A 22,150-nucleotide genomic window follows, 5' to 3' on the forward strand; every position below is an offset into this window, starting at 1 on the left:
CCGTTATATTCGAACTCACCATAGCCATTTCAATCTTGTTGCCGATTTGACATGGATATTCGGAGTGGAAATCTGCAGTAGTGGCCGCTACCAGCGACAAAGGTGATAGGAAAACGCCAGGTGAGCTTGTATCGACATGGGGGAAGTCAATACAGACTGGCGCAAGTTGACGTTGTAGTGCCACCCATATCAATCTCGTGTCGGTATCAAACGGTAAAAGCGTCAGGTGGGGATAACTGGTGGGTATGGAAATGTCCACGCAGACCTGACGCAGTCACACCTACTATGGCATTCACAATCATAATGTGGGGTGGCAAACACCTTTCGTAAATTCGGCTTTAAGATCGAACGAACCCACCACCCAGCCCCGACTTGCAAAATGCCGGGATCAAACTATCGAGTAAACTACCCGACCTGTTGTTCGGCCACCTGAATCCGGCGCTCGAGAAAGTCCTCGTCGAGCGCGTACGCATGGGCACGCCCATCCGATTCTCGTCGAACTACGCCGGCTTCGAACAGCGCTTTGCAGGCCTGCCGAACCGTTGTCTCGGAACCTTCTGTCAGCGGTTCGATCTCGCCAACTGACAGCGGCCCGCCGTCTGAACTCGCAAGGACGGCCAGCATCCGATCGACATGCTCCCCGGAACGATCGCAGTTATCCTTCGCGACGTCGACGGCGCTTTGGACAGCATCATGTTGGACCAAGCTTCCAAGGTCGGTTGGTCCGTCGACATCGTTCGTCTCCTCGAGGCGTTCCTTCTCGTGTTGTAGCTGTTGGATCGTCTCCTGTGCATCCTGAAGCCGGCTGCGAAGCTCCGCCACTTCGTCGTCGACGTCCTGGTCGCCGACCGTCGCGAACAACTCCTGGGCTTTCTCGTCGGTGTCCCGCAGCGCTGCCGGAGCCGAGGCGAACCAGGCTTCGATCTCGTTCATTCGGTCTTCGATTCGCTCGGCTTCGTCGACGCGGTCTTCGATCCCGCGGAGTCGTTCGACCTCGGTCGCGAGTTCGTCCCGTTCGTTCTGGACATCGGCCAGTTCGTCCTCGAGGCCGTCGACGCGATCGCGAAGATTAGCAATCTCTTCGTTCTTGCTCTCGAGTTGGTCCTCGAAGTCCTCCGGAACGCCGACGTCGTCGGTGTCTCCACCTGAGAGTGCTTCGGCCAGTTGCGTCGCCGCGTTGCTGACGTCCTGGGCCTGATCACGCTCCTGTTTCAGCTCCTCGATGCGATCGTCTTTCTCCTCGAGGCGCTGCTCGAGGCGGGCAACCTCGTCGCGACGCTGATCGGCCGCGTCGGAGATCTCCGCGAGCTCGTCGACGAGGTCCTCGTCGATCGACTTGAGATCGGGGCGGTCGACGTCATCCAGTCCAGGCGTCGCGCCGGCATCGAACGTGCGCTTTCGACGGAACTGGACGGTTTCGACATCCGTCTCGTCCCAGTCAGCTTGCACGAATGCCTCGCCATCCTCGAGACTCGAGACCGCGTCGGCGTGTTCGGCACCAATCACGTCTCGGACAACGTCGACGTCGTTGCCCCAGGTGAGGCGATGCCAGACGAGACAATCGGCCTGCGTGATGAACGCCTTGTCGACGTCCGCGGGGCGCTGCGAGAAGCCGGCAATCCCGAGCCCCCGTTTCCGGCCACGCTTGGCGATGCGTGTGAGGACATCACCGACGTCGCCGGCGCTGCCCTGCTGGGGGATGTACTCGTGGATCTCCTCGACGAGAAGCAAGAACGGTTGCATCGCCTGCTGCTCTTTCGCGAAGAGTTCGCGGGCTGTCTCCCGAACCAGGGCGTCGGCATCGTCGCCGTCGACGTACCCCGAGACGTCTAGGACGATCGGGACGTGCTGCTCGAGTGCGAGCTCGGCAAGCTTCCCGGCGTGGTCGGCGGTCACTTGGAGATCGCACTCGTCGGTCGCGCCGACGTGGAGGACCTCGTAGGTTTCTTTGAGGCCCCAGTACTCGCCGTCGACGTCGACGATCAGGAGTGGATGTCCGCGCTCGAGGAGTTCCTCGGCGATCACGCTCCCGGTGTTGGACTTCCCAGCGCCGGACTTGCCGGTCGCGAACAGCCGGCCGGTGAGGATGTCCTCGACAGGGAGTTCGTAGGGTTCGCCAGCAGTGGTCTCGCCAACGGTAAGCGTCTTCTCGGGTCGCTCGCCACCGTCTGTGGCCTGGGCGCTACTCATCGTCTCCCCCTCCACAAACGATGTCCTGCAACTCTTCGTACAATCCTTCGTGGTGATCCTCGAGGACTTCGACATCGTCCTCAAGTGCGTCCATTTTCGTCCTGATACGGCTCACGACGCGGTAGCGGTAGTTATCCGACACGTCCGCGTCACCGGAGAGAATCTCGCGCTCGCGCTCGGTGAGAAGACCCCGGTATTGATCATCAGCCATCGTTGGCTGTTGGTTCTTCGTCGCCATACATTACTGTATTCAGTCGCCACTACCAAATAGTTACTGGATACAGTACTGTGACTACAAGCAGTAACCTTTATGTGACTGCATATAGTAAGTACTGATAGAGACACGGGGTGGCCGGGAAAACGATTCTCGGCCGGGTGCTCTAACACCCGACCTGTGTCCTGTAGAAGGACAATGAGTATTCAAACGCAGACCCACGAAAGCGTATCGGAAATCGAATCGGAAACGGAAACCGCAGACCGTCAGCTAAGTGCTGTCGCTGGCGAGCACACATCGATGACCGATGAGCTCCCAGATTTCGACGTCTTCTGTGCCGCACGAGAGTTCGCGACCGACGCCCTCGAGACCACGGTCGCGGAGGCGATCTAGATGAGCATCACCGCTGCGGACATTCGCGACCAGGACGCCGACCCGCGTCGGGAAGACCAGCACCGTGCGGAGGCACTCGAGATCGAACGCGCCCGTGCGACGACTGCACCGGAAGTCCGGTGTGACGGCGGTGAGTCAGATCACGCCGAGTTGCGCGAGTGTGAGACGCGAGACGACGACAACGCCCACGCCAAAGGGAACCTGGAGCAAGCGAAGATCGCCGAAGCCGAGCTCGAGTATCCGCCCGTCGACGTCGGCGATCACGTTCAGGACCGGGAAGACAACAGTGAAAAGACAATGGTCGTCGTTCGAACACCACTCGAGCCGGCGAACGCGATCGACGCTCGCGACGGGGAGACGGTTGCCGAGTGCAACCCCAAATACCCGGCTGACGATGACGTCATCGTGGTGAAGTTCCCAGAGCGGACGAGTACCGATCTTGGATCGCTGCAGGGCTATGCGTTCCCACGGACTCGCCTCGAGGTCGTTGCTCACGTCCACGATCGCGACGGCGACGATGGAGGTGCGGAGTGATGTCGGGGTTCGAAACGAAGATTTCCTCGCTGCAGCCGGAGTACTGCCAGCGCGATAACCGCGGTCACGGCGATCGAATCGAGCTCCAGTCGATAGACGTGACGACGCGAGTTACGAAACGTATCTCCGGTGACCGATCGTACAGCTGGCAGTTCGAATTCGACTTCGGCGTGAGTGAGGAAGGCGTCGTTCAACTGCAGTCGTTCAAGTGCAAAGAAGGCGACCGGGGGATGGACGGCCACGTCGCCATGACGCGGTTCGTTCGCGCCCAAGCCGCCGCCGAGTCGGCTGTCGCGGACTGGATCCGACGCGAGGACGCCTCGAGGCTTGCACTGCGGTCGTTCCATTCGATCGTCGAGAACTTCTCGAGTCGCGCCGAGACGCCCGACGTCGGACTTCGACCCGAAACGGAGGGGGTCGAGTGATGTCGGTCGCCAAGTCCGTCCAGGACGACGTCGACGAACGCGATCGCCGCGCTGCCAGTGAGGCGATGGTCGTCGTTCCCAACGGACCGGGGCTCTACAAGGTCCACTCCGGCGAGAAATCGATCTACACCGTCGACCTCGTCGGTGGCGCGTGTGAGTGTGCCGATTCGCGATACCGCGACAGCATCTGTAAACACACGCGGCGGGTCGAAATGGCGATCGGTGAACGGGAGATCCCCGCGGGCGTGCGCGTCGATCCGACGCTACGGCTTCGGAGGGAGCTGTAGATGTCCGGAAGCGGGCAAGACGGTTGTCCGTACTGCGGGGACACGGACGCGCCGACCACGTCCCACTATCCCCCGTTCTGCAGCCTCTATCACAAGGAGAAGTTCCAAGAGCAGATCCAAGACGGCGATACGGACACCGATGACTGACGATCGCGAGGAGTTCGTGATCCGATACACGCCGCCGCGTGGCCCAGCCCGCAAAGTCGTCTTCGCGCCTCGAGCGGTCGGCGGCTACGATCGCGAAACCTACGAGCGCCGAAACGGTGAGTGGCGCTGCACCGGTCGGGAGATCGTCGCGCACGTCTCGCTCGAGACCCCCGACGGGATCGCCGGGTAAAATAGCGGTTCGTCTTTTTCTCCATTCGAGACCACCAGATCGTGCAAATACCGATCAGCTACTGTTGCTACCGCTGGATTTGGGACCTCTCCACAGGGGAGACACAATGTATAAGACTCTCGTCGGTACTGTTGATACCCATGGGAGTGAACCGGGACGCACAGCGCAACATGGACCAGGACGGAGAGGAGAACAAAGAACTGTACGAGGCGCTTGCGGGCAGTTCTGACGACGGCGAGTAATTAGTCCACAAACTCCGCTGGTGATACCGCACCGTTTTCTTGAAGTTCCGAATCGAAGGTGACCAGGACCCCGTCCGTTTCTTCGGCTGTCGTGAGGAGAAGACAGTCCATCGGGTACAACAGCGTGTTTTCTTGGACCGAGTTGAACATATGCGACGGCTACGAACGGTCCGCATAAAAAGCCACCTTTTGCGGTCGACCGGAGCCGCTTCCGGTCTGCGTTCGGCGACATCTCGAGGCCCGTCATCCCCGCGGTGAGGGCGACCAGTGTGTCTCCCGCTTGTCGTCGACGATCGCTGTCGGGTGATATCCGATGTCCCTTTCCGGTTCGGCCACTTCTCTCGAAGCATGAACGGATCATCGTCAGTTCACGCCACCTCGTCGAAGTTTACACGGGTGGTCGAAAAATGACCGGCAAAGACCACTACTACAACAAATCCAAACAGGAGGGCTATCGCTCTCGAGCGGCCTACAAGCTCAAACAGCTGACCGACCTCGAGAGCGTCATCGACGGGGGCGACACGGTCGTCGACCTCGGAGCCGCGCCGGGCGGGTGGCTGCAGGTCGCCGCCGAGCGCGTCGGTCCCCAGGGAACCGTCATCGGCGTCGACCTCCAGCGAATCAAATCGCTCGAGGGCCACGACAACGTCGAGACGGTCCGCGGGGACATGACCGAGGATCGAACGCGCGATCGGGTGACCGACACGGCGGGCGGCGATGTCGACGTCGTCGTCTCGGACATGGCACCGAACATGACTGGCGAGTACCACCTCGATCAGGCGCGTTCGCTGCACCTCGCCCGGCAGGCGTTCGAAACGTCGTTAGAACTGCTCGAGACCGGCGGCGACTTCATCGTGAAGGTGTTCGAAGGCCCCGACGTCGACGAGTTCCGCTCGGACGTCGAAGACGAGTTCCAATACGTTCGCGCGACGAGTCCGAAAGCGTCCCGCGAGGCGTCCTCGGAGATCTACCTCATCGCGAAGGGGCGACTCACCGCGCCGGTCGAGTCGGGCGACGAACTCGAGGTCGACATCGTCGATGTCGGCACGGAGGGGGATGGCATCGCCTCGGTCGAGGGGTATCGACTGTTCGTCCCCGACACGACGGAAGGCGAGACGGTGACGGTCCGGGTCGAGGATGTCAAACCGAACTTCGGGTTCGCACAGCGGCTCGATCGCGACTGATCGGCGTGACTGGCTGAGTGGTTGTCGATCCAACCGCCCGCGTCGTCTCACTCCTCGGTCTCGAGGCGATCGTGTCGGTCGTCGATCTCGTCGAGGATGTCGAGGTTTTTGCGGATCGACGAGCGGATGGCGTCGCTTCGGTTGACGAACTTGCCGTCGTCGCCGACGTGTGCATCGAGATCGTCGAGTAATTCCTGCGGAATTTCGACGCTGATTTTGGGCATGGCTGTGGGTTCACAACAGCGTTCCTTAACAGTTGATAGCTCCTCGCCTCGCGTTCGAAACTTCGATTCGAGCGCCTGCAGTTCGTGATCGCGAGGGCGCGAAAAAAGCGCTTGCAGTCCCGTCGCGGCCCTTACTCGGGAACGGCCGCGGTTTCGGAGTCGGCTCGCCCGCCACCGCCGCCGCCGAACAGTCGCCCGCCGCCGGTGAGGAGGTACAGTATGCCGAGTCCGAGGACGTACGTGAGCGCGATCGGCGTCGCGAGCGCGAGCATCGTCAGGATGCCTTTCGGACTCGCGACGGCCGCGATCACGAAGATGCCGACGACGACGGATCGCCATCGCTCGAGCATCGTTCGATAGTTGACGATGCCACCGACGTGGAACATCGCCATCGTGACGATGATGTTAAAGAGGAAGCCGACGCCCAGCGTCGCGTAGATCACGAGCCAGGAGAAGCTGTTGATCCGATAGGTGACTTCCATGCCGTTGTTGACGGCGTCGGTGATGAGATAGGAGATCACCGCGGGTGCGATCCAGTAGAATCCGAGGAAGAGCCCAACGGTGAAGCCGACAAGCAAGAGCCCGCTCCAGACGAGTATCACGCGAGAGTTCCCGCTGACGAGTCCGCGCTCTTTAGCGGCCGGCCAGGCCCAGTAAAGCACCAGCGGGAGGACTGCGAGGAACGCCAGAATCGTACTGATCTTGATCATGAAGATCAGCACTTCCACGGGATCGAGCGCGATGACGAAGCCGGCCTCACGAAGCAACTCCGTCGTCGATTCGGTGCCCGCGACCTGGGCGTCGTTGGCCGCTGCGACCTCCGCTAGGACGTCGTCGGGCACGCGGTCGACGAACTGTGCGAGGATAACCGTGAACCCGCCCCGATACAGCGCGAAGAACGACGCGCCAAGGACGAGCATGAACAGCCCGACGATGTAGATTGCCTTCGAAGTGAGGCTGTTGAAGATGAACGCGAGGTCGTAGGCGTAGCCGCCGATGTCGTCTTCGGTCGTTTCGTCCTCGGTGAACGGGTCGAGCATTCCCGCAGCCGTACTCGAGAGGAGGCCACCCTCTTCTTCGGGGGCCTCATTCTCGGCGACGGCGTTCGCGGTCCCGCCCGCGTCTGCTCCCTCGGCGGTCGCATCGTCGTCTGCAGCCTGCATGGCCTGCAGCGAGTCGAACCGGCTGAGAACCGTTTCGGCTTTCTCCTTGTCGTCGTCGTACATCGCCTGCCGGGAGATCTCGAGGGCCTGCTCCTCGTCCATCTTGCGGAAGACCTGCGCGGGCACGTTTCCGATGTCCTCGGTCTCGAGGGTCTGGAAGTCGACGTCGTCGGGGTCGGTCGCGTTGCGAAGGTCGCCTTCTCGCGGGTAGATCGGGGACCGCAGGATAGCGATCATGTAGCCGACGAGGATCACGAGGCCGACGCCGAGAGCGACCAGCAAGCCGACTGCGATGTCGCCGAGTGTTCCGTACTCGATTGCGATCGACTCGAGGACGGTGGTGCCGCCGGGCTCGAGGCCCGACGGGAGCAGGGGAAAGACCGACTCCTCGAGGCGGTCGAAGCCATCACGGTTGACGAAGACGGCCGTCAGCGCGGAGACGCCGAGCAAGATGCCGCCGAACTGGAGCACCCGCCGTTTCATGAATCCGGTTCCGGTATCGAGTTCGGCCGCGCCGCGCCGGCGGATGTTGGCAACGATCTTCGCGAGACCGAGGCTGAACGCGTACAGGCCACACAGCGGGAGCGCCCACATGATCTGCGTGATTGGATCCGGCGGCGAGAAGACGGCACCGAAGACGGTGATGATGACGATGGCGTGGCGCCACTTGTTTCGGAAGGTTTCGTAGGAGACGATCTCGGTGTAGGAAAGGACGCCCATGATGAGCGGTAACTGGGCCGCGAGCCCGAACGAGATCGTCAACAGCGCCATGAACTGCGTAAATTCCGTGATCCCCCAGCTCGGGTCGACGCCCGCCGTGAAGGCGACCCTCGCGAGGAATTCGAACGTAAACGGGAAGAAGACCACGAACGCGTAGGCCAGTCCCAACCAGAACAGCACGAACGCGATCAGCGCGAACCCGGCCATGTACCACCGCGAGATGGGAACGACCGATCGGAGCCCGCGCTTTCGAAGCGCGTCTCGAGAGTAGTACAGAATTGCCGGAATCGCGACGATGACGCCGACTATCATCCCGATTTTCGCCTGTAGGAGGATCACTTCGAACGGCGTCCGGGTGATGATGTTCGTCGCCTCGGAGAGGCTCTGGTTCATCCCCGTCCGAGCCGTCTCCTCGAGGAAGTCCCAGATGAAGACCCGAAGCGCGTAGAAGGCTCCGACGAAGCCGAGCAGAAAGACGATGAACACCCGCTGGAGGTTATCCTGTGCGCTGGAGAGGACGGCGCCGATCGTCTCCCGACCGGTGTTGATGGCTCGGGCGGTGTCTTCGCTGACCGCAGAACTCATTGCTGACAGTGGCTAACTTGCATCCAGTTATCAACCTTTCGAGTACGGAAGTCGGCGGCCCACCGGACGAGTCGTTCTCGACCGCTCGCCGCTCCGATCTCGACTGGGTTTCGCTGTCAACGCATGCTCGTAAGAAAAAGGCCTATAACCAGTGGCGGATCTATGTCACCATAGAATGTCGGACGACTCGGCTGGCGATGCAGACGCTGGATCCACAGGTCACTCCACCGAGCCATTGCCAACCACATCCGACGAGACGCCGGAAGCCAAAACGGACGGCGAGGGGTACGTCGGCGACACCCCGGACCGCGAGGAGGAGTATCCCGACCCGGACGACGATATCGGCGGTATCTCGACGCCGCCGGACGACGAGGAGATGCCGCTCGCGGATCACATCGAGGAGATGGTCCTCCGACTCGCAGTGGTCTTTCTGTTCGGTGCCGCAGGAACCGCGATCGGAATCCTCTGGGCGTCGGAGGGAATCTCGTTCATCTGGACAGACGTCGTTCCACAGGCCGCAGAGCGCCCGCCGCACCTGTACAGCCCGCTCGAGTTGTGGCTGACGCGGATCAAGCTCTCCGCGCTGTTGGGGATCATGATCGCGTTGCCGATGTTGATCTATCAGTGTTACCTGTTCATGCGACCGGGGCTGTACCCGAACGAGCGCAAGTACTATCTCGCCGCCGTCCCGACCAGCGTCGTCCTCGGCGGGCTCGGCATGATCTTCTCGTATCTCATCGTCCTGCCGGTGTTGTTCTCGTACTTTACTTTCTATTCGGAAGGGAGCGCCGAAATCGCGTACGCGCTCGGCGAAACGTTCAACCTCGTCATCACGCTGACCGGCTTCCTCGCGATCGTGTTCCAGATTCCGCTGTTTATCCTGCTGGCGATCATGCTGGGGGTGACGACTCGACAGTGGCTCGCACAGAAACGGCTCTACTTCTGGACCGCCTTCGCGGGCCTTTCTTTCATGTTCACGATGGATCCGACATTCATGGCCCCGATCTTCGTAGCCATTACGATGATCCTCCTGTTCGAAGGAACCCTGCTGATCGTCAAGTGGACCGGCCGGGGATAGTCACCCGCTCGAACTGAGTGTCCCGTCTCGCACAGTTAGTCCATCGATCGAATCGGTGTTCGGTTTTCGACGTTCGTTTTCCCGCGTCCGAACGGTTGCTCCGACACTGATCGGCGTGAGCGTCTATCGCCGCACAGAATCTGATAGATCCCCTCCGACAACTGGAATATCTGTCCTTATATTACGCCAGTTCAGAAGATGGAAGCTCAGGTGATGGTGGGCTCGCAATCGGAGGTGGCAACGAAGAAAATTGTAGAACGGAAACGACTGTAGAGGAAGAGACTCTCGTAGATGAATGGAGAGATTATTCTGCAGGTGTAGAGGACTCGTACAGATTTGATCTTGAAGAGGGGCATACACTTGAGGTCACTGCCCGACAAACTGGCGGCGAAGCACGGCCTGCTGTTGAGATAGAAGATCCATCGGGAGCGACTATTGCTGATATTGGTCCCAAAGAACACATCTCACGGGAGTTTAGTGCTTCAGAAGAAGGTAGGTACTACATCACCTTTGAGAATGAAGCAATAATTAACTCTGGCGAGTGGGATGTTTCGATTGTTCAAAAGGTCGAAGTCGAAGAAGAGGTTTGTGACTGATTAGTTAAATCAACTTCCATAAGTGGACTATAGACCTTCGAATTAAAATTGATCCGTTCTTCGAATAGCCGCTGAGACTATCCCTGAATAGCCCGGGGAGAGGGCCGAGGCCGATTCTCAGCGTCGAGCCGGCCATTGAGGTATTCCTGTCCGTTGCTGGTAATCTCGTACATGTTACTGCCCTCAAAAATTGGAGCAAGGAAACCCGCGTGAGAAAGCATTTGACACCGCTCTTTGACCCGCCCACGCGAAGCGTCGAATTTCATTACTCGAGACATGTGGCGCGGCGTCGACCAGGAATCTTCCGCAAGGTGTTCTAAGATCCGCTCATCCAGCGTACACATCCAGCGGGCAGGCTTTCGGCTCATTATGATTCAGAGGTTTCACTGGCGCTCGGACCACTGTTCGAGTTACCCTGATTAAGGAAAACTTCATTTTCAGCGTCGTACTCCTCATCAAGATAGGCTTTCCCCACGTCCGTAATGACGTATGCACCATTTCCGATAGGCGTCAGTAATCCGTGTTCTGCAAGCTTCTTACATCGGCGAGAAACATGCGCGTTCGAGACTCGAATACTCTCACTATCGGTGAGTTCGCCTACTGTGGCCCCCTCATTCTCACGAAGATACTCGAGGATGCGATCGTCCCATATTGTCATCCACGTTCCCGATTCTCTCATTACATTCTCTTAGGGAGACACTCACCTTTTTGTTCGGTTTTCTACCTAAACGAATCTATTATCCTGATTAGGAGTACCGTTACATATATGTAATATCGGTTCTTTGTGCTGAGCACGGAGCTACCAACGCGGGTGAAGATGACTCTTGTTGGTATGTGAGACCGGGCGGCGTCTCAGCGCCGCCCAGAAGGTAGCTCCGGTGATCAGGAATGAATCTCGGAACTTCCGTGGGGGCTGTACCCCACGCACGACAAGAAGCATCGCCCACGAATAATTCTGACGCAACGCGAGCAACGTGCGTCTGCGGCGCTCGGGCAACCGGATACGACGCCCGGCTCGAGGCGGCAGTCTGTGGCCGCTGTGCGCGGCTCCGCTGTGACGGTGGCGGACAGAAGCAACTTCCGGAGCACGTCCTCGAGGCTACTTCTGACGACGTACTCGAGCAAGGCCGTGTGATGGCCCTCTACGAGTACGAGAAGAACCACATCTCGATCGAGCACGAGGAACGCGAGTGTCGCGTCTGCGAGGGCGAGACCTACCACCGAATCGAAACCGACGACTACCGTTCTCGGACAGCTTCGGTGTGTGGAACTTGCGGTGAGACCACCGTGACCCTCACCGATGGCGGTTCCAACCTCTACACCTGTGACACGCCCCAGTGCGACGGGTGGAAAGAGGTCGTCACGCCGGACGGCTACGTTTGTCACGACTGCGCGGACAAACTCGAGGAGCAGTACCAGAACACAGGCCAAGACGCGAAGCTGCTCACTGACGGCGGCGTTCCAAACTCTGGTGGTGAGCCATGAGCAAACCGCAGAAGTTCTGGCTCGAGGGCGAGATTCAGTTTTCAAACCAAACCGATCCAGATGGTGCGTTCGATGCGCTCGCGGATGAACTCGACGACAGCACCTTTCGGGCGGTCTACGACGCGACGAACGCCAAATACCTACTGCTCAGTGAGGTAGTCGAATGACTGAGACCGAATCGAGGGCCCAAGATAGGGAAGTAGGCGGTCAATCTGTGAGCGATACAGAGCGAATTAGTCTCGATCTCTGTGCCGGTCTGGGGGGCTTCTCGTCTGCCTTTGAGGACGCCGAGAACTGGCGAGTTGTCACCGTTGATATAGAGGAGGAGTTTGACTCCGATATCTGCGCTGACGTGCTTGACCTCCGGCCGGCAGATCTGCCAGCCGCCGACGTCGTCCTCGCCAGTCCACCATGCACGACCTTCTCAAAGGCGTGCCCAGTCGAGAAGTACTGGATCCCGGGGACGAAGGAACCAGACCATCCGAAGACTCGGAAGCACATCACGCTCACGCACCATGTTGTTGGGCTCATCAAGGCAATCGCGCCCGACTACTGGTTCCTCGAAAACCCGGTTGGTCGGATGCGTTGGATCCTCGGTCAGCCGGCTGGCACGGTGAGCTACTGCCAGTACGGAAAGGACGTGATGAAACCAACCGACTTGTGGGGCAACCATCCGCAGGGCTTCGAGTATCGGTGGTGCGGCTACGCCGACGACTGCCACAAGTCGAACACGCACGGCGGCTGTGCGAATACGGAAGATCCATATCCGCGTGACCCAGCGGAGAGGGCAAAGGTCCCATATGAACTGTCTGAGAGCATCCTTCAGGCCGTTGAGGGGCGGCAAGAACAGCAGACTCTATCAGCAGTCGTAGATGGGGGAAACGCCCGGTCAGTAGATGCGAACACTGACCGAACAGGTGAGAACCGATGAGCGACGATCTCGAGCCGCTCTCACCTCAGGAGGCCGTCGACCTCTACGTAGCCCACCGCGAACTCGAGGTGAGCGCAAAGACGCTCCAGAACCACGAGTATCGACTCAACGCGTTCGTGGAGTGGTGTAACGAGGTTGGGATCGACAACCTCAACGACCTCTCCGGGCGCGATCTTCACCGATACCGCGTCTGGCGACAGAAAGACGTCAATGTCGTCACCCTTCGCGGCCAGCTCGCAACACTGCGCGTGTTCCTCGAGTTCTGCGCGTCGATCGACGCCGTCGAGCCGGGAATGCGCGAACGCGTGAAGCTTCCCGATGTCGACCGAGCCGACGAAGCTCGAGACGTGATGCTCGACGAAGATCGTTCCCAAATGCTACTGAGTTACCTCGAGCGGTACAGCCGCGCGAGTCGGAGTCACGTTATCGTCGCGATTCTCTGGCACACGGGAATCCGTCTCGGCGGTCTTCGAGCGATCGATCTCGACGACTACGAACCGGACGAACAGTGCGTTTGGCTACGCCATCGTCCTGAATCCGAGACGCCACTGAAGAATCAAGGGCCCGCTGAGCGCCCCCTCGCGTTGGACGACTACTATACCGACGTGATCGACGAGTACATTCGATTTCACCGGCACGATGTCGTCGACGAGTACGGACGCGAACCACTCGTAACGAGTGACCGAGGGCGGCTTAGTTCCGGTCAGATTCGGTCGGAGGTGTATCGACTGACACAGCCTTGTCTCTACAAGGACTGTCCGCACGATCGCGACCCGGACGACTGCGAGGCTCGAGTCTACGGTCACTATTCAGAGTGTCCGAGTAGCCTCTCACCGCACACGATTCGGCGAGGTTCGATTACCTACCAACTTCGCGAGGACATCCCCGAGGAGATCGTCAGTGATCGCTGTGACGTTTCCTCAGATATCCTCGAGCGACACTACGACCGACGAACAGACCGCGAAAAGATGGAACAGCGACGCGACTTCATCACCGATCTTTAAAAGGAAAATGACCCACACGAAACGCGGAGTTAGCACTCCTACGAAGAGATGCATCGAAAAAGTCCGAGGGAACGGAACTCAGGCGGTAGAGGGCCTGAAACACTTAATTACGTATGGACTCGCCGGGATTTGAACCCGGGGCCTCTCCCATGCCAAGGGAGTGATCTACCACTGATCTACGAGCCCTCGTCGTACATACGGATTTCCGGTGGGCATAGATAAACCCCTCGAATTAGACGGAACCGCGCGACGGCCCACACTCGAGACGGCCCCAACCCTCGAGTACGCTCCCGACACAGCACCCAGACCGACGAACACAGCGCACGCGATCGGAGGTAGAAACGCTTTAGTCGCTGACCGAATAGGTACCAGTGGGAACCGCACGGCCGCAAATCTGACCCCGTCGCCCGCTCTCTTTGGGCGACTCGAGATTGCGGAAGTGCAACCCGGCGAGAGCCGGACATCTGCGGCGGTCAGTGCGTTTCCTATCCTCAACAATGGCACGAATGCATACGCGCCGCCGAGGCTCGTCCGGATCGGACAAGCCCGCGGCAGACGAACCACCGGAGTGGAGCGACGTCGACTCAGAGCAGATCGAACAGCGAGTCGTCGAACTCGCAGAACAGGGCCACGACCCGAGCCAGATCGGCATCAAGCTGCGTGACGAAGGCGTCACCGGCACGCCGATTCCGGACGTCAAGCTGGCGACCGGCAAGAAGCTCACCGAGATTCTCGAGGAAAACGACGCGAAGTCCGAACTCCCAGAGGACCTCCGAAGCCTAATGCAACGCGCGATCCGCCTGCGCGAGCACGTCCAGGAGAACCCACAGGACTACCAGAACAAGCGCGCGCTGCAGAACACCGAATCGAAGGTGCGCCGACTGGTCGATTACTACCGTGGGAAGGAAATCGAGCCCGAGTTCACCTACTCCTACGACGTCGCGAAGACGCTGCTCGAGGAGTAACCCGTCATGTCCACCGAGGGTCGTTCGATCGACGCCGCAACCGCCACCGCCGACCTCGAGAGCGCGAGCTTCGTCCGGCTGGTCACGCGACCGGCCGGCGACGCGTTCGCCGCCTGCGGGGTGGTCGTGGACGCGCTCGCCGAGCGGGAGATTCCGTATCAGGTGAGCGCCGTCCGGACGGTCGGCGAGCGAACGACCCTCGCCGAGGAGAGCCAGGAGCGGGGCCCAGCCGATCGAACGCTCGTCGTCGGCGCGGTCGACGGCGATGCGACGCGACTCGGTTCGGCGGACCGGCCGGCTACCCTCGAGGCCTGCGATCTCGTGCGAGAACTGGGTTCGACGCCGAACCCGGTGCTCGCGCTCGCGGGCGTCGTCGCCGCCGGCGTCGAACCCGGCGCTGGCGAAACCGAGTGGCTTCTCACGGACGCCCTCGAGCGGAATCTGCTCGAACAACGACCGGGCGTTTCGGTGCCGATCGCGGACCCAATCGACGGGCTCGCTCACTCGACCCGCGTGCTCGCTCCGTGGTCCGGCGACCGCAAGGCGACTCGTGATGCGGTTTCGGACCTCGTTCCCGACGCAGGGACCGACGCCAAGTCGGCCACGCTGGAGCGGGAGACGCACCGAAAAATCAGCTCGCTCGTCGCGATCGACGCCGTCGGCGCACCGAACGCCGTCGACAGCGCATCGCACTCGGTCACGCGAGCGCTGAGTCCGTACGTGCGACCCGTCGGTTCGGACGACGCACCCGAATCGACTCGGCAGACTCGCCCCGATCGCAGCTTCGAGACCATCGGCGGCTACGCCGACGTCCTCGAGGCGACCGCGCGCGTCGAGCCGGGAACCGGTATCGCGCTGGCGATCGGCCACGACGCGCGCAAACCGGCGCTCGAGGCGTGGCGGGAACACGGTCGCAGCGCCCACGACGCGCTCGAGTCCGGATCGACCGGCCGCTACGACGGCGTCTTCGTCGTCGATGTCGACGACGGTCCCGTCGAAACCGTCGCTCGGCTCGCGACAGCCTACCGGTCGCCGGAGCCGACTGTCCTCGCGGTCGGCGACGGCGAGGCCGGGATCTCGACGCGCGAGGACCGCACCCTCGGGTCGACGCTCGAGGCGGTCGCACGGGATCTCGACGACGACGGAGTCGAGTGCGGCTACGACGTGGGTCGTCGCCGGGGCTACCTGACCTACGACCCCGACGTGGACGATTCGACGATCATCTCGGCAGTACGAGGGAACCTATGACGATCGCAGGTGGGCACCGATGACGAGACACGCGACGATTCGGACGACACATGACGATCCGGAGCTCCTCGCCCGGGCGCTCGAGCCCGATAACACCGAGGAGATGGAGACGACCATCGAGGGCGCTCGAACGCTCGTCACGCGGATCGAACGCGAGACGACAGGCGGGTTACAATCGACGGTCGACGATTACGTCGTCAACCTCGACGTCGCCTGCAGTATCGACAGACAGACACCCAACCCGTCGGATGCAAACTCGAGCGCGGACGGACGCGGCGTCTCGACCGCGGCGAGATCCGACACGAACCACGAACCTAACACACAATGAGTGAACGATCAGTTTCACGCGCGAAACAAGAAAAGCGGTGGTACACCGTCCACGCCCCGGCGCAGTTCGACCGGGAAGTGCTCGGTGAGACACCCGCAGACGAACCGGACAAGGTCTACGGACGGACCATCGAAACGACGCTCGGCGACCTGACAAACAGCGCCAGCGAAAACAACACGAAGCTCACGTTCAAGATCACCGACGTGGGCAGCGACAGCGCCTACACGGACTTCGTCGAACACTCGCTGACGCGGGATTACCTGCGCTCGCTGGTTCGACGCGGTGCCTCGAAGATCGAGGCCTACGTCACCGTCCTGACGACGGACGACTACCGCGTTCAGATCCAGCCGGTCGCGTTCACGACGAAGAAAGCCGACGCGAGCCAGGAGAAGGCCATCCGCGAGAAGATGGTCGAGATGGTCGAGGAAGCGGCTCAGGAGCGAACCTTCGAGGACCTGATCGACGGCGTCGTCGAAGGCCGTCTCTCCTCTGCGATCTACGGCGAAGCGAAGCCGATCTACCCGCTTCGCCGGGTCGAGATCCAGAAGACGACCCTCGAGGCACATCCGGAAGAAGTCGCAGAAGAGCAGGCGACGGCCGTCAACGTCGACGAAGAAGACGTCGCGACGGACGACTAAACTCGAACTGGCGCGATTCGATTCGAGTATCGGTTGGAAGTCGTTTTTTCGACGCGAAATACGGCTTATTCAGTGACTTCGATAACGCCAATCATACCGCCCTCTTCGTGCGGCAAGCAGGCGTAGTTGTACGTTCCGGGGACCTCGAAGGTGTGTTCGAACGTTTCTCGAGTGTGGAGTGCGCCGTTGTTCTCGTTCCAGAACTCCTCGTGTGCCGTTTCGAAGTCGTCGTAGTCGCCCGTCGAGAAATACTCCGCTCCCTCGTCCTCGAAAAGCGAGGAGTCATACGCAGTAACCGTGTGGATCGCTTCGCTCGTGTTCTTCCAGACGACAGTATCGCCGACGGAGATCTCGTACGTTTCGGGGACGAACTCGGTCCGAGTCATCCCAATGTCGCAGTCGTTCCCGCTACAAGGCTCGCCTCTGAGCGTTCCGGTGACCGTTGAACAACCCGCGACCCCGACTGTCGAGACCGTTCCCAGGGACGCGAGATAGGCACGGCGGTTCATAGACGGGGGTTGGGAGAGACCGAATATAAGCCCCCGGTTCGATTCCCACTCGTCGTTTCTCGAAGTGTGGCCGTCGAAAAACGAAAACACGTAAGGTAACTGCCCATCGAATGCCGGAGTATGCTTCCCCGGTTCGTCGGTCGGCTCGGCGCCGCCGACGCAGTGACGATCGCGAACGGAGCGCTGGGCTTTCTCGCGGTCGTCATCGCGTTCGTCGACATCGATCTCGCCGCTCGACTCATCCTCTTTGCTGCGATCGCTGACGGACTCGACGGCATCCTCGCTCGCCGGTACGGCGGAACCAAAGCGGGACCGTATCTCGACTCGCTGGCCGACGTCGCCTCCTTCGGTATCGCCCCCGCCGTTCTCGCGTTCGTCGTCGTCACGGACGGGTTCGGTATCGGGTTCGAGACGATATCGCTCGAGTTGCTCGTCGTGACCGGCGTCTGTGCGCTGTTCGTCGCGATGGCCATCGCGAGACTCGGGATGTACACTGCCTACGATACGGCGACCAATTACACGGAAGGGATTCAGACGACGCTCGCCGCGACGATCATCGGATCTGCAATCCTGGCGCACAAACCGGCCGCCGAGCCGTGGCTCGTACTGACGATTACCGGCCTGTTCTGTTATCTCATGGTCTCGCGGATCCAGTACCCGGACCTGCTGGTTCGGGATACCCTCATCATGGGCGTCGTCCACGCGCTCGCGATCCTCATTCCGGGCTTTGCCGGCCGAACGTTTCCCTACGCCCTTCTCACGCTCGGAATCGCGTACATGACGCTCAGTCCGTGGTTTTACTGGCGCGAGGATACCCACGCCGATCCGGCCGACGCCGAGGAGCCCGAGGGTGCGGAGATGCACAGAAACGTCTGACCGGACCCGCTTACGTCTACCCACCTGTTTTTCGAACTGGACGGATTCGTCCAGACGCTCTGCATGGAAACGCTTAGGAGCGTCCTGACACGATACCTTCGTATGAACGCAGTCAGGAGACAAGCGGCGGCACCTCGCCGGGTGGTGGGATGAGCGACGAGGACGCTCCCGACTCCGAGCAGACACGGGATCTCGAGGAGCGCGCCGACGATATCCGCGAGGAGTTCGCGTCGATCGAAGCCGACCTCGAGCCCATCCGCGACGACCTGGACCCGATTCGAGACGAGATCGAACCGGTCCACGATACCTTCGAGGCCGCCGAGACCGAAGACGACCTCGACGACGTCGAAGCGGAACTCGAGCCGGTTCGATCGGATCTCGAGGACGTTCGCGAGGAGTTTGACGCCGTCCGCGAAGAGTTCGACGAGATCGAGCTTCCGGAACCCGAAACGGACGAGGACGAAGACGAGGAGGAAGCGGGCGATGGGGAAGACGACGCTCCCGACGGACCGATCGAGGAACTCGAGGCCGAACAGGAGGCGCTCGAGGAGACACTCGACGATCTCGAGGGAGAAATCGAGGATCTCGAGGACGAGGTCGACGACATCCAGTCCGATGTCGACGACCAGCGAGGGCCGTACGCGACGGATGTCATCGACGAAGTCGGTAGCGCCAAAGGGGACATCGAGAGCACCCGTTGGACCGAAGAGGGCGAGGAAGAACTGCGAGAAGCGGTCGAGGAGGCACTCGAGGACAGCAACGCCGTGCTTGGAACGTCGATTTCGATTCCAGCGGATGACTCCCTGCTCGACGCACTGGTGGAGGCGCTCGAACGCCTCGAAGAAGAAATCGAGGCCGCGGAACTGGATCCCGACGAGGACGACGAGGATATCGCCTCGCTGCTCGAGATCACCGACGCGTTACAGTCCGGCGTCGACGACGCGACGGCCTGGGAGAACCTGCAGGTGCGCGAACAGCTCCGACGCGAGGGGTTCTACGACGTCCTCGATCACGTCAAGGACTTCCCGCCGGAGTGGCACGCGCTGAAAGTTCACGAGAAACGCGGCAACACCGACATGGTCCTGCTCGCACTCGAGTCGCTGGGCTCGGACTTCATGGAAGAACACTGCCTCGAGTCCTTAGAGCGGATGGGTCCCGAGGAGGCGACCGAACCGATGCTCCAGCGTGCGAACCGTCGGGATACGACCGCGATGTCGATCCTCGGCAAGATCGGCAACGACGACGAGGACGTCGTCGAGACGCTCCTCGAGTACGTCGATTCGAACCCGCAACTGCAACGCCCCGCGATGCGAGCGCTCGGCGAAGTCGGCAGCGAAGACGCGGTGCAGCCGATCGCGAACCAGTTGGTCGCCGACGAATCGGTCGTTCGAAGCTCCGCCGCCCGCGCGCTGGGACTGATCGGCGATACCCGCGCGATCGAGCCGCTCGCCGAGCGGATCGACGAGGACGACGAAGACACGGTGCGTGCGAGCGCCGTCTGGGCGCTCACCCAGATCGGAACCGAACGCGCCCTCGAGGTGGCCGCGGGCGCAGCCGACGACCGCGCGTATCTCGTACAGGCTGAAGCCGAGAAGGCGAATCTCGAACCCGCCGCGTAGGTAGGTGAGTGGGTAGGGTTCTGTTGCGTAGGGGGATTTCTGTTCGTGCGGCAATTCGGAGACGGTATTTTCACAGGATATCGCCGTCCTCGACGGCCGAGGGTTTACATACCGAGACGCGGCCAGACCGCCCAATGCGTGCTAGGGTCCTCCTCGTTGCGGTTCTCGTCTGCGGACTCGTCGCCAGCGCGTGTGCCGTCGGGTTCGTCGACGCGCCCCCGAGCACCGACGTGCGATCGGCCGCTCCCGGCGAATCCGCCTCGAGTGAACGGACGGTACTTTCCACAGCATTGAAGAGCACGCCGGGAGGCGGATCCGCTGCCCAGACGCTCGCGTGTCCGGTCGCCGCGCGGTCGGACGACGGCCACCGCAACGCATCCGAGTCCCGGATCGTCGAACTGTATCCGAATCCGACGACGCCGGAGAACGTCGGCGAGTTTTTCGTCCTCGAGACGCCGCCGGAGACCTCGCTCGAGAACTGGACGGTCACGGACGGTCACACGACCGCGTCGTTTCCGAACGAAACCGTCTCGGGCGCGGTCGCCGTCACGGTCGATCCCAACGAAACGGCGTCGCTCACGGACGAACCAACTCTCGAGCTCGAGGGCCATCTCCGCCTCGCGACGGATGGGGATCGCCTCGAGATCCGAAACGGCTCCGACCGAATCGACGCGGTCAGTTACGAGGATGCACCGGTCGGCGAACGGTGGTACCGAAGCGAACGGACGAGCGAATCGGGCAAGCAGTCGAACTCGGGCGCGAGCGCACCCTCGAGTGGGGACGCGACCGGCCGATGGTGGCCCAAGGGCGCGACCTGTCTTCCGTCGACGCGCGTCGCCGCGGAGAACGCGACGACGTTCGTCCTCCCCGATAGTCCGGAGGTTCCGCTGGAGACGATCCGAAACGCAGAGGAGAACCTCTCACTGGCTGGGTACACGTTCACGTCCGAGGCGGTCGCCTCGGAACTCGTCGCGGCGAGCGAACGCGGCGTCGAGGTCGACGTGCTACTCGAGTCCGGTCCCGTCGGCGGCGCGTCGGCTGCGACTGAAGCACCCCTCGCAACTCTCGAAGACGGCGGCGTCGACGTTCGGATGACCGGCGGGGAGAACGCACGCTATCGCTACCACCATCCAAAGTACGCGATCGCCGACGATACGGTGCTCGTCACGACCGAAAACTGGCAACCGTCCGGTGTCGGCGGCGAGTCGAGTCGCGGCTGGGGCGTTTCTCTCGAGAACGCGGCGCTCGCAACGGACCTCGAGACCGTGTTCGACGCCGACTTCAGCGGGCCCGATACCGAGTCCGGAACGAGCTATCTCGAGGACGCGTCGTTCAGCGACACAGCAGATCAGGTCCAGACCCCGACCGATTTCCCGTCGAACCACCCGCCCGAATCAGTCGACATCGAGAGCGCGGAACTCTTGCTCGCCCCCGACAACGCCGAGCCGAGACTTCGCGAACTCCTCGCGTCCGCCGAGGACGAAATTCTCATCAAACAGGCGAGTATCGGCGGGCCCGACGTGTCGCTCGTCGAGGAAACGTTCGATGCGGCACGCCGCGGCGTCGAGGTCCGCATTCTGCTCGATTCGTCGTGGTACGTCGAGGAGGACAACGCTAGAGTGAAATCGGTCCTCGAGGAGACGGCGGCAGCGGAAGACCTCCCGCTCGAGGTTGCGCTCGTCGAACCGAAAAACAGGTTCGAGAAGATACACGCCAAGGGAGTCATAATCGATGGCGAGACGACGATCGTGGGAAGCCTCAACTGGAATGACAACTCGCTTCGAAACAACCGCGAGGTCGTCCTCGCAATCCACGGCGAGGAACCGGCCGCGTATTACGAGGCGGTCTTCGATGCCGACTGGAACGGCGGGACGTGGTCGCTTCCGATCGGGCTCGCTGCCGTCGTCGCGCTCGCCCTCCTCGCGGCCGCAGCACTCGGCCGGCGATACATCTCGTTTGGCGAGTCACGGCGTCCGATGACCGACGGTGTTCGTCGGGATCGCCTCGAGTACGACGAGGGCTCGAGTCCGGTCGAACCCCCGCCGCTCGAGGACGACTCTCCCGACCCGGACACGACAGAAACGGTTCACTCGATCGCTCGTGACGTCGAACGTCGCCGGTCCGACGAATGAGATCGAGTATCGAAAAGCTGTGGGAACTGATCACGTACGGCGGCCGGTTCACGGGATGGTTCACGTGGGCCGGTCGGTTCGTCGGCTCGCGACGATTCGAGAGTCAGGACCGAGTGTACCACTGTGGAAACTGCGATCGCCGGTTCAGACTGAATCGACAGTACTGTCCGGACTGTGGTTCGTACCGCATCGAACGGATCCGATACGACGAACTGATCGAGTAGGACTCGGTCGTGCTAAAAG

26 protein-coding genes and 1 tRNA gene are annotated in these 22,150 nt (G+C 61.2%); 19 read left to right on the forward strand and 8 right to left on the reverse strand.

Annotation, left to right across the window (positions count from 1 at the left end):
• Nucleotides 1–405 precede the first annotated feature (405 nt).
• The gene (locus EL22_RS09650) at nt 406–2,190 is read right to left on the reverse strand and encodes a helix-turn-helix domain-containing protein (protein WP_197075881.1); all 1,785 of its coding nucleotides are present in this window, start codon (nt 2,188–2,190) and stop codon (nt 406–408) included.
• Nucleotides 2,183–2,401 (reverse strand): hypothetical protein, encoded by a 219-nt coding sequence (locus tag EL22_RS09655; protein WP_050051305.1) that lies wholly within the window; start codon nt 2,399–2,401, stop codon nt 2,183–2,185. Before EL22_RS09655 ends, EL22_RS09650 begins: the two co-directional genes overlap by 8 nt.
• A gap of 396 nt (nt 2,402–2,797) precedes the next feature.
• Here EL22_RS09655 and EL22_RS09665 point away from each other — a divergent pair, with 396 nt between their 5' ends.
• The 5 genes from EL22_RS09665 to EL22_RS09680 are packed head-to-tail and all read left to right on the forward strand — an operon-like array spanning nt 2,798 to nt 4,380.
• Nucleotides 2,798–3,331 carry a hypothetical protein gene (locus tag EL22_RS09665; protein WP_050051307.1) on the forward strand — a complete coding sequence of 178 codons (534 nt, stop codon included), beginning with the start codon at nt 2,798–2,800 and terminating at the stop codon, nt 3,329–3,331.
• Nucleotides 3,331–3,756 carry a hypothetical protein gene (locus EL22_RS09670; RefSeq protein ID WP_050051308.1) on the forward strand — a complete coding sequence of 142 codons (426 nt, stop codon included), beginning with the start codon at nt 3,331–3,333 and terminating at the stop codon, nt 3,754–3,756. Before EL22_RS09665 ends, EL22_RS09670 begins: the two co-directional genes overlap by 1 nt.
• A complete protein-coding gene (locus EL22_RS09675; protein ID WP_050051309.1) occupies nt 3,756–4,043 on the forward strand; it encodes a hypothetical protein in 288 nt (95 codons plus the stop codon). Before EL22_RS09670 ends, EL22_RS09675 begins: the two co-directional genes overlap by 1 nt.
• Nucleotides 4,044–4,190 carry a hypothetical protein gene (locus EL22_RS17170; RefSeq protein ID WP_156184093.1) on the forward strand — a complete coding sequence of 49 codons (147 nt, stop codon included), beginning with the start codon at nt 4,044–4,046 and terminating at the stop codon, nt 4,188–4,190.
• A complete protein-coding gene (locus EL22_RS09680; protein WP_050051310.1) occupies nt 4,183–4,380 on the forward strand; it encodes a hypothetical protein in 198 nt (65 codons plus the stop codon). The genes EL22_RS17170 and EL22_RS09680 overlap by 8 nt, the downstream gene beginning before the upstream one ends.
• 242 nt (nt 4,381–4,622) lie before the next feature.
• On the opposite strand, the gene EL22_RS09685 is transcribed toward EL22_RS09680, so the two are convergent.
• Nucleotides 4,623–4,772, reverse strand: coding sequence for a hypothetical protein (locus EL22_RS09685; protein ID WP_197075882.1), 150 nt, complete (start codon nt 4,770–4,772; stop codon nt 4,623–4,625).
• 257 nt (nt 4,773–5,029) lie between these two features.
• Here EL22_RS09685 and EL22_RS09690 point away from each other — a divergent pair, with 257 nt between their 5' ends.
• Nucleotides 5,030–5,806 (forward strand): 23S rRNA (uridine(2552)-2'-O)-methyltransferase, encoded by a 777-nt coding sequence (locus tag EL22_RS09690; protein WP_050051311.1) that lies wholly within the window; start codon nt 5,030–5,032, stop codon nt 5,804–5,806.
• 47 nt (nt 5,807–5,853) lie between these two features.
• Here EL22_RS09690 and EL22_RS09695 read toward each other — a convergent pair whose 3' ends face one another.
• Together EL22_RS09695 and EL22_RS09700 are read right to left on the reverse strand one after the other, a co-directional pair.
• A complete protein-coding gene (locus EL22_RS09695) occupies nt 5,854–6,030 on the reverse strand; it encodes a ribbon-helix-helix domain-containing protein (protein WP_050051312.1) in 177 nt (58 codons plus the stop codon).
• 131 nt (nt 6,031–6,161) lie between these two features.
• On the reverse strand, nt 6,162–8,498 hold the full coding sequence (locus EL22_RS09700) for a twin-arginine translocase subunit TatC (protein WP_050051313.1): 2,337 nt from the start codon (nt 8,496–8,498) through the stop codon (nt 6,162–6,164).
• Nucleotides 8,499–8,673: 175 nt separating this feature from the next.
• Between EL22_RS09700 and EL22_RS09705 the strand changes: the two genes are divergently transcribed.
• Nucleotides 8,674–9,576 carry a twin-arginine translocase subunit TatC gene (locus tag EL22_RS09705; RefSeq protein WP_050051314.1) on the forward strand — a complete coding sequence of 301 codons (903 nt, stop codon included), beginning with the start codon at nt 8,674–8,676 and terminating at the stop codon, nt 9,574–9,576.
• 963 nt (nt 9,577–10,539) lie between these two features.
• Here EL22_RS09705 and EL22_RS18460 read toward each other — a convergent pair.
• Complete coding sequence (locus tag EL22_RS18460) at nt 10,540–10,851, reverse strand: winged helix-turn-helix domain-containing protein (protein ID WP_050051315.1); 312 nt, start codon at nt 10,849–10,851, stop codon at nt 10,540–10,542.
• A gap of 209 nt (nt 10,852–11,060) precedes the next feature.
• Here EL22_RS18460 and EL22_RS17175 point away from each other — a divergent pair, with 209 nt between their 5' ends.
• Genes EL22_RS17175 through EL22_RS09725 form a run of 4 tightly spaced genes read left to right on the forward strand, consistent with a single transcriptional unit; the run spans nt 11,061 to nt 13,592 of the window.
• Nucleotides 11,061–11,657, forward strand: a complete 597-nt coding sequence (locus tag EL22_RS17175) for a hypothetical protein (protein ID WP_156184094.1) — start codon at nt 11,061–11,063, stop codon at nt 11,655–11,657.
• Nucleotides 11,654–11,824: a hypothetical protein gene (locus EL22_RS17180; protein ID WP_156184095.1), complete on the forward strand. Its 171-nt coding sequence runs from the start codon at nt 11,654–11,656 to the stop codon at nt 11,822–11,824. The genes EL22_RS17175 and EL22_RS17180 overlap by 4 nt, the downstream gene beginning before the upstream one ends.
• Nucleotides 11,821–12,588, forward strand: a complete 768-nt coding sequence (locus tag EL22_RS09720) for a DNA cytosine methyltransferase (protein ID WP_082146746.1) — start codon at nt 11,821–11,823, stop codon at nt 12,586–12,588. The genes EL22_RS17180 and EL22_RS09720 overlap by 4 nt, the downstream gene beginning before the upstream one ends.
• A complete protein-coding gene (locus EL22_RS09725; RefSeq protein WP_050051317.1) occupies nt 12,585–13,592 on the forward strand; it encodes a site-specific integrase in 1,008 nt (335 codons plus the stop codon). Before EL22_RS09720 ends, EL22_RS09725 begins: the two co-directional genes overlap by 4 nt.
• Nucleotides 13,593–13,706: 114 nt before the next feature.
• Here EL22_RS09725 and EL22_RS09730 read toward each other — a convergent pair.
• Nucleotides 13,707–13,778, reverse strand: a tRNA-Ala gene (locus tag EL22_RS09730).
• 311 nt (nt 13,779–14,089) lie between these two features.
• Here EL22_RS09730 and EL22_RS09735 point away from each other — a divergent pair.
• The 4 genes from EL22_RS09735 to EL22_RS09750 are packed head-to-tail and all read left to right on the forward strand — an operon-like array spanning nt 14,090 to nt 16,771.
• Complete coding sequence (locus tag EL22_RS09735) at nt 14,090–14,557, forward strand: 30S ribosomal protein S15 (RefSeq protein WP_050051318.1); 468 nt, start codon at nt 14,090–14,092, stop codon at nt 14,555–14,557.
• A gap of 6 nt (nt 14,558–14,563) precedes the next feature.
• Nucleotides 14,564–15,805: a hypothetical protein gene (locus tag EL22_RS09740; protein WP_050051319.1), complete on the forward strand. Its 1,242-nt coding sequence runs from the start codon at nt 14,564–14,566 to the stop codon at nt 15,803–15,805.
• 19 nt (nt 15,806–15,824) lie between these two features.
• Entirely contained in the window at nt 15,825–16,133 is a 309-nt protein-coding gene (locus tag EL22_RS09745) for a KEOPS complex subunit Pcc1 (protein ID WP_050051320.1), read from the forward strand.
• Nucleotides 16,130–16,771 (forward strand): 30S ribosomal protein S3ae, encoded by a 642-nt coding sequence (locus EL22_RS09750; protein ID WP_050051321.1) that lies wholly within the window; start codon nt 16,130–16,132, stop codon nt 16,769–16,771. Before EL22_RS09745 ends, EL22_RS09750 begins: the two co-directional genes overlap by 4 nt.
• A 65-nt stretch (nt 16,772–16,836) precedes the next feature.
• On the opposite strand, the gene EL22_RS09755 is transcribed toward EL22_RS09750, so the two are convergent.
• Nucleotides 16,837–17,280, reverse strand: a complete 444-nt coding sequence (locus EL22_RS09755) for a plastocyanin/azurin family copper-binding protein (protein WP_050051357.1) — start codon at nt 17,278–17,280, stop codon at nt 16,837–16,839.
• A gap of 120 nt (nt 17,281–17,400) precedes the next feature.
• Here EL22_RS09755 and EL22_RS09760 point away from each other — a divergent pair, with 120 nt between their 5' ends.
• From EL22_RS09760 to EL22_RS09775, 4 genes are all read left to right on the forward strand, one after another.
• Nucleotides 17,401–18,156: a protein sorting system archaetidylserine synthase gene (locus EL22_RS09760; RefSeq protein ID WP_050051322.1), complete on the forward strand. Its 756-nt coding sequence runs from the start codon at nt 17,401–17,403 to the stop codon at nt 18,154–18,156.
• A gap of 149 nt (nt 18,157–18,305) precedes the next feature.
• Entirely contained in the window at nt 18,306–19,775 is a 1,470-nt protein-coding gene (locus tag EL22_RS09765; protein ID WP_050051323.1) for a HEAT repeat domain-containing protein, read from the forward strand.
• 134 nt (nt 19,776–19,909) lie between these two features.
• Nucleotides 19,910–21,907, forward strand: coding sequence for a phosphatidylserine/phosphatidylglycerophosphate/cardiolipin synthase family protein (locus EL22_RS09770; RefSeq protein ID WP_082146747.1), 1,998 nt, complete (start codon nt 19,910–19,912; stop codon nt 21,905–21,907).
• Complete coding sequence (locus EL22_RS09775) at nt 21,904–22,131, forward strand: hypothetical protein (protein WP_050051324.1); 228 nt, start codon at nt 21,904–21,906, stop codon at nt 22,129–22,131. The genes EL22_RS09770 and EL22_RS09775 overlap by 4 nt, the downstream gene beginning before the upstream one ends.
• Nucleotides 22,132–22,150: the final 19 nt, after the last annotated feature.

Source organism: Halostagnicola sp. A56 (assembly GCF_000691505.1).
Lineage (GTDB): Archaea > Halobacteriota > Halobacteria > Halobacteriales > Natrialbaceae > Halostagnicola.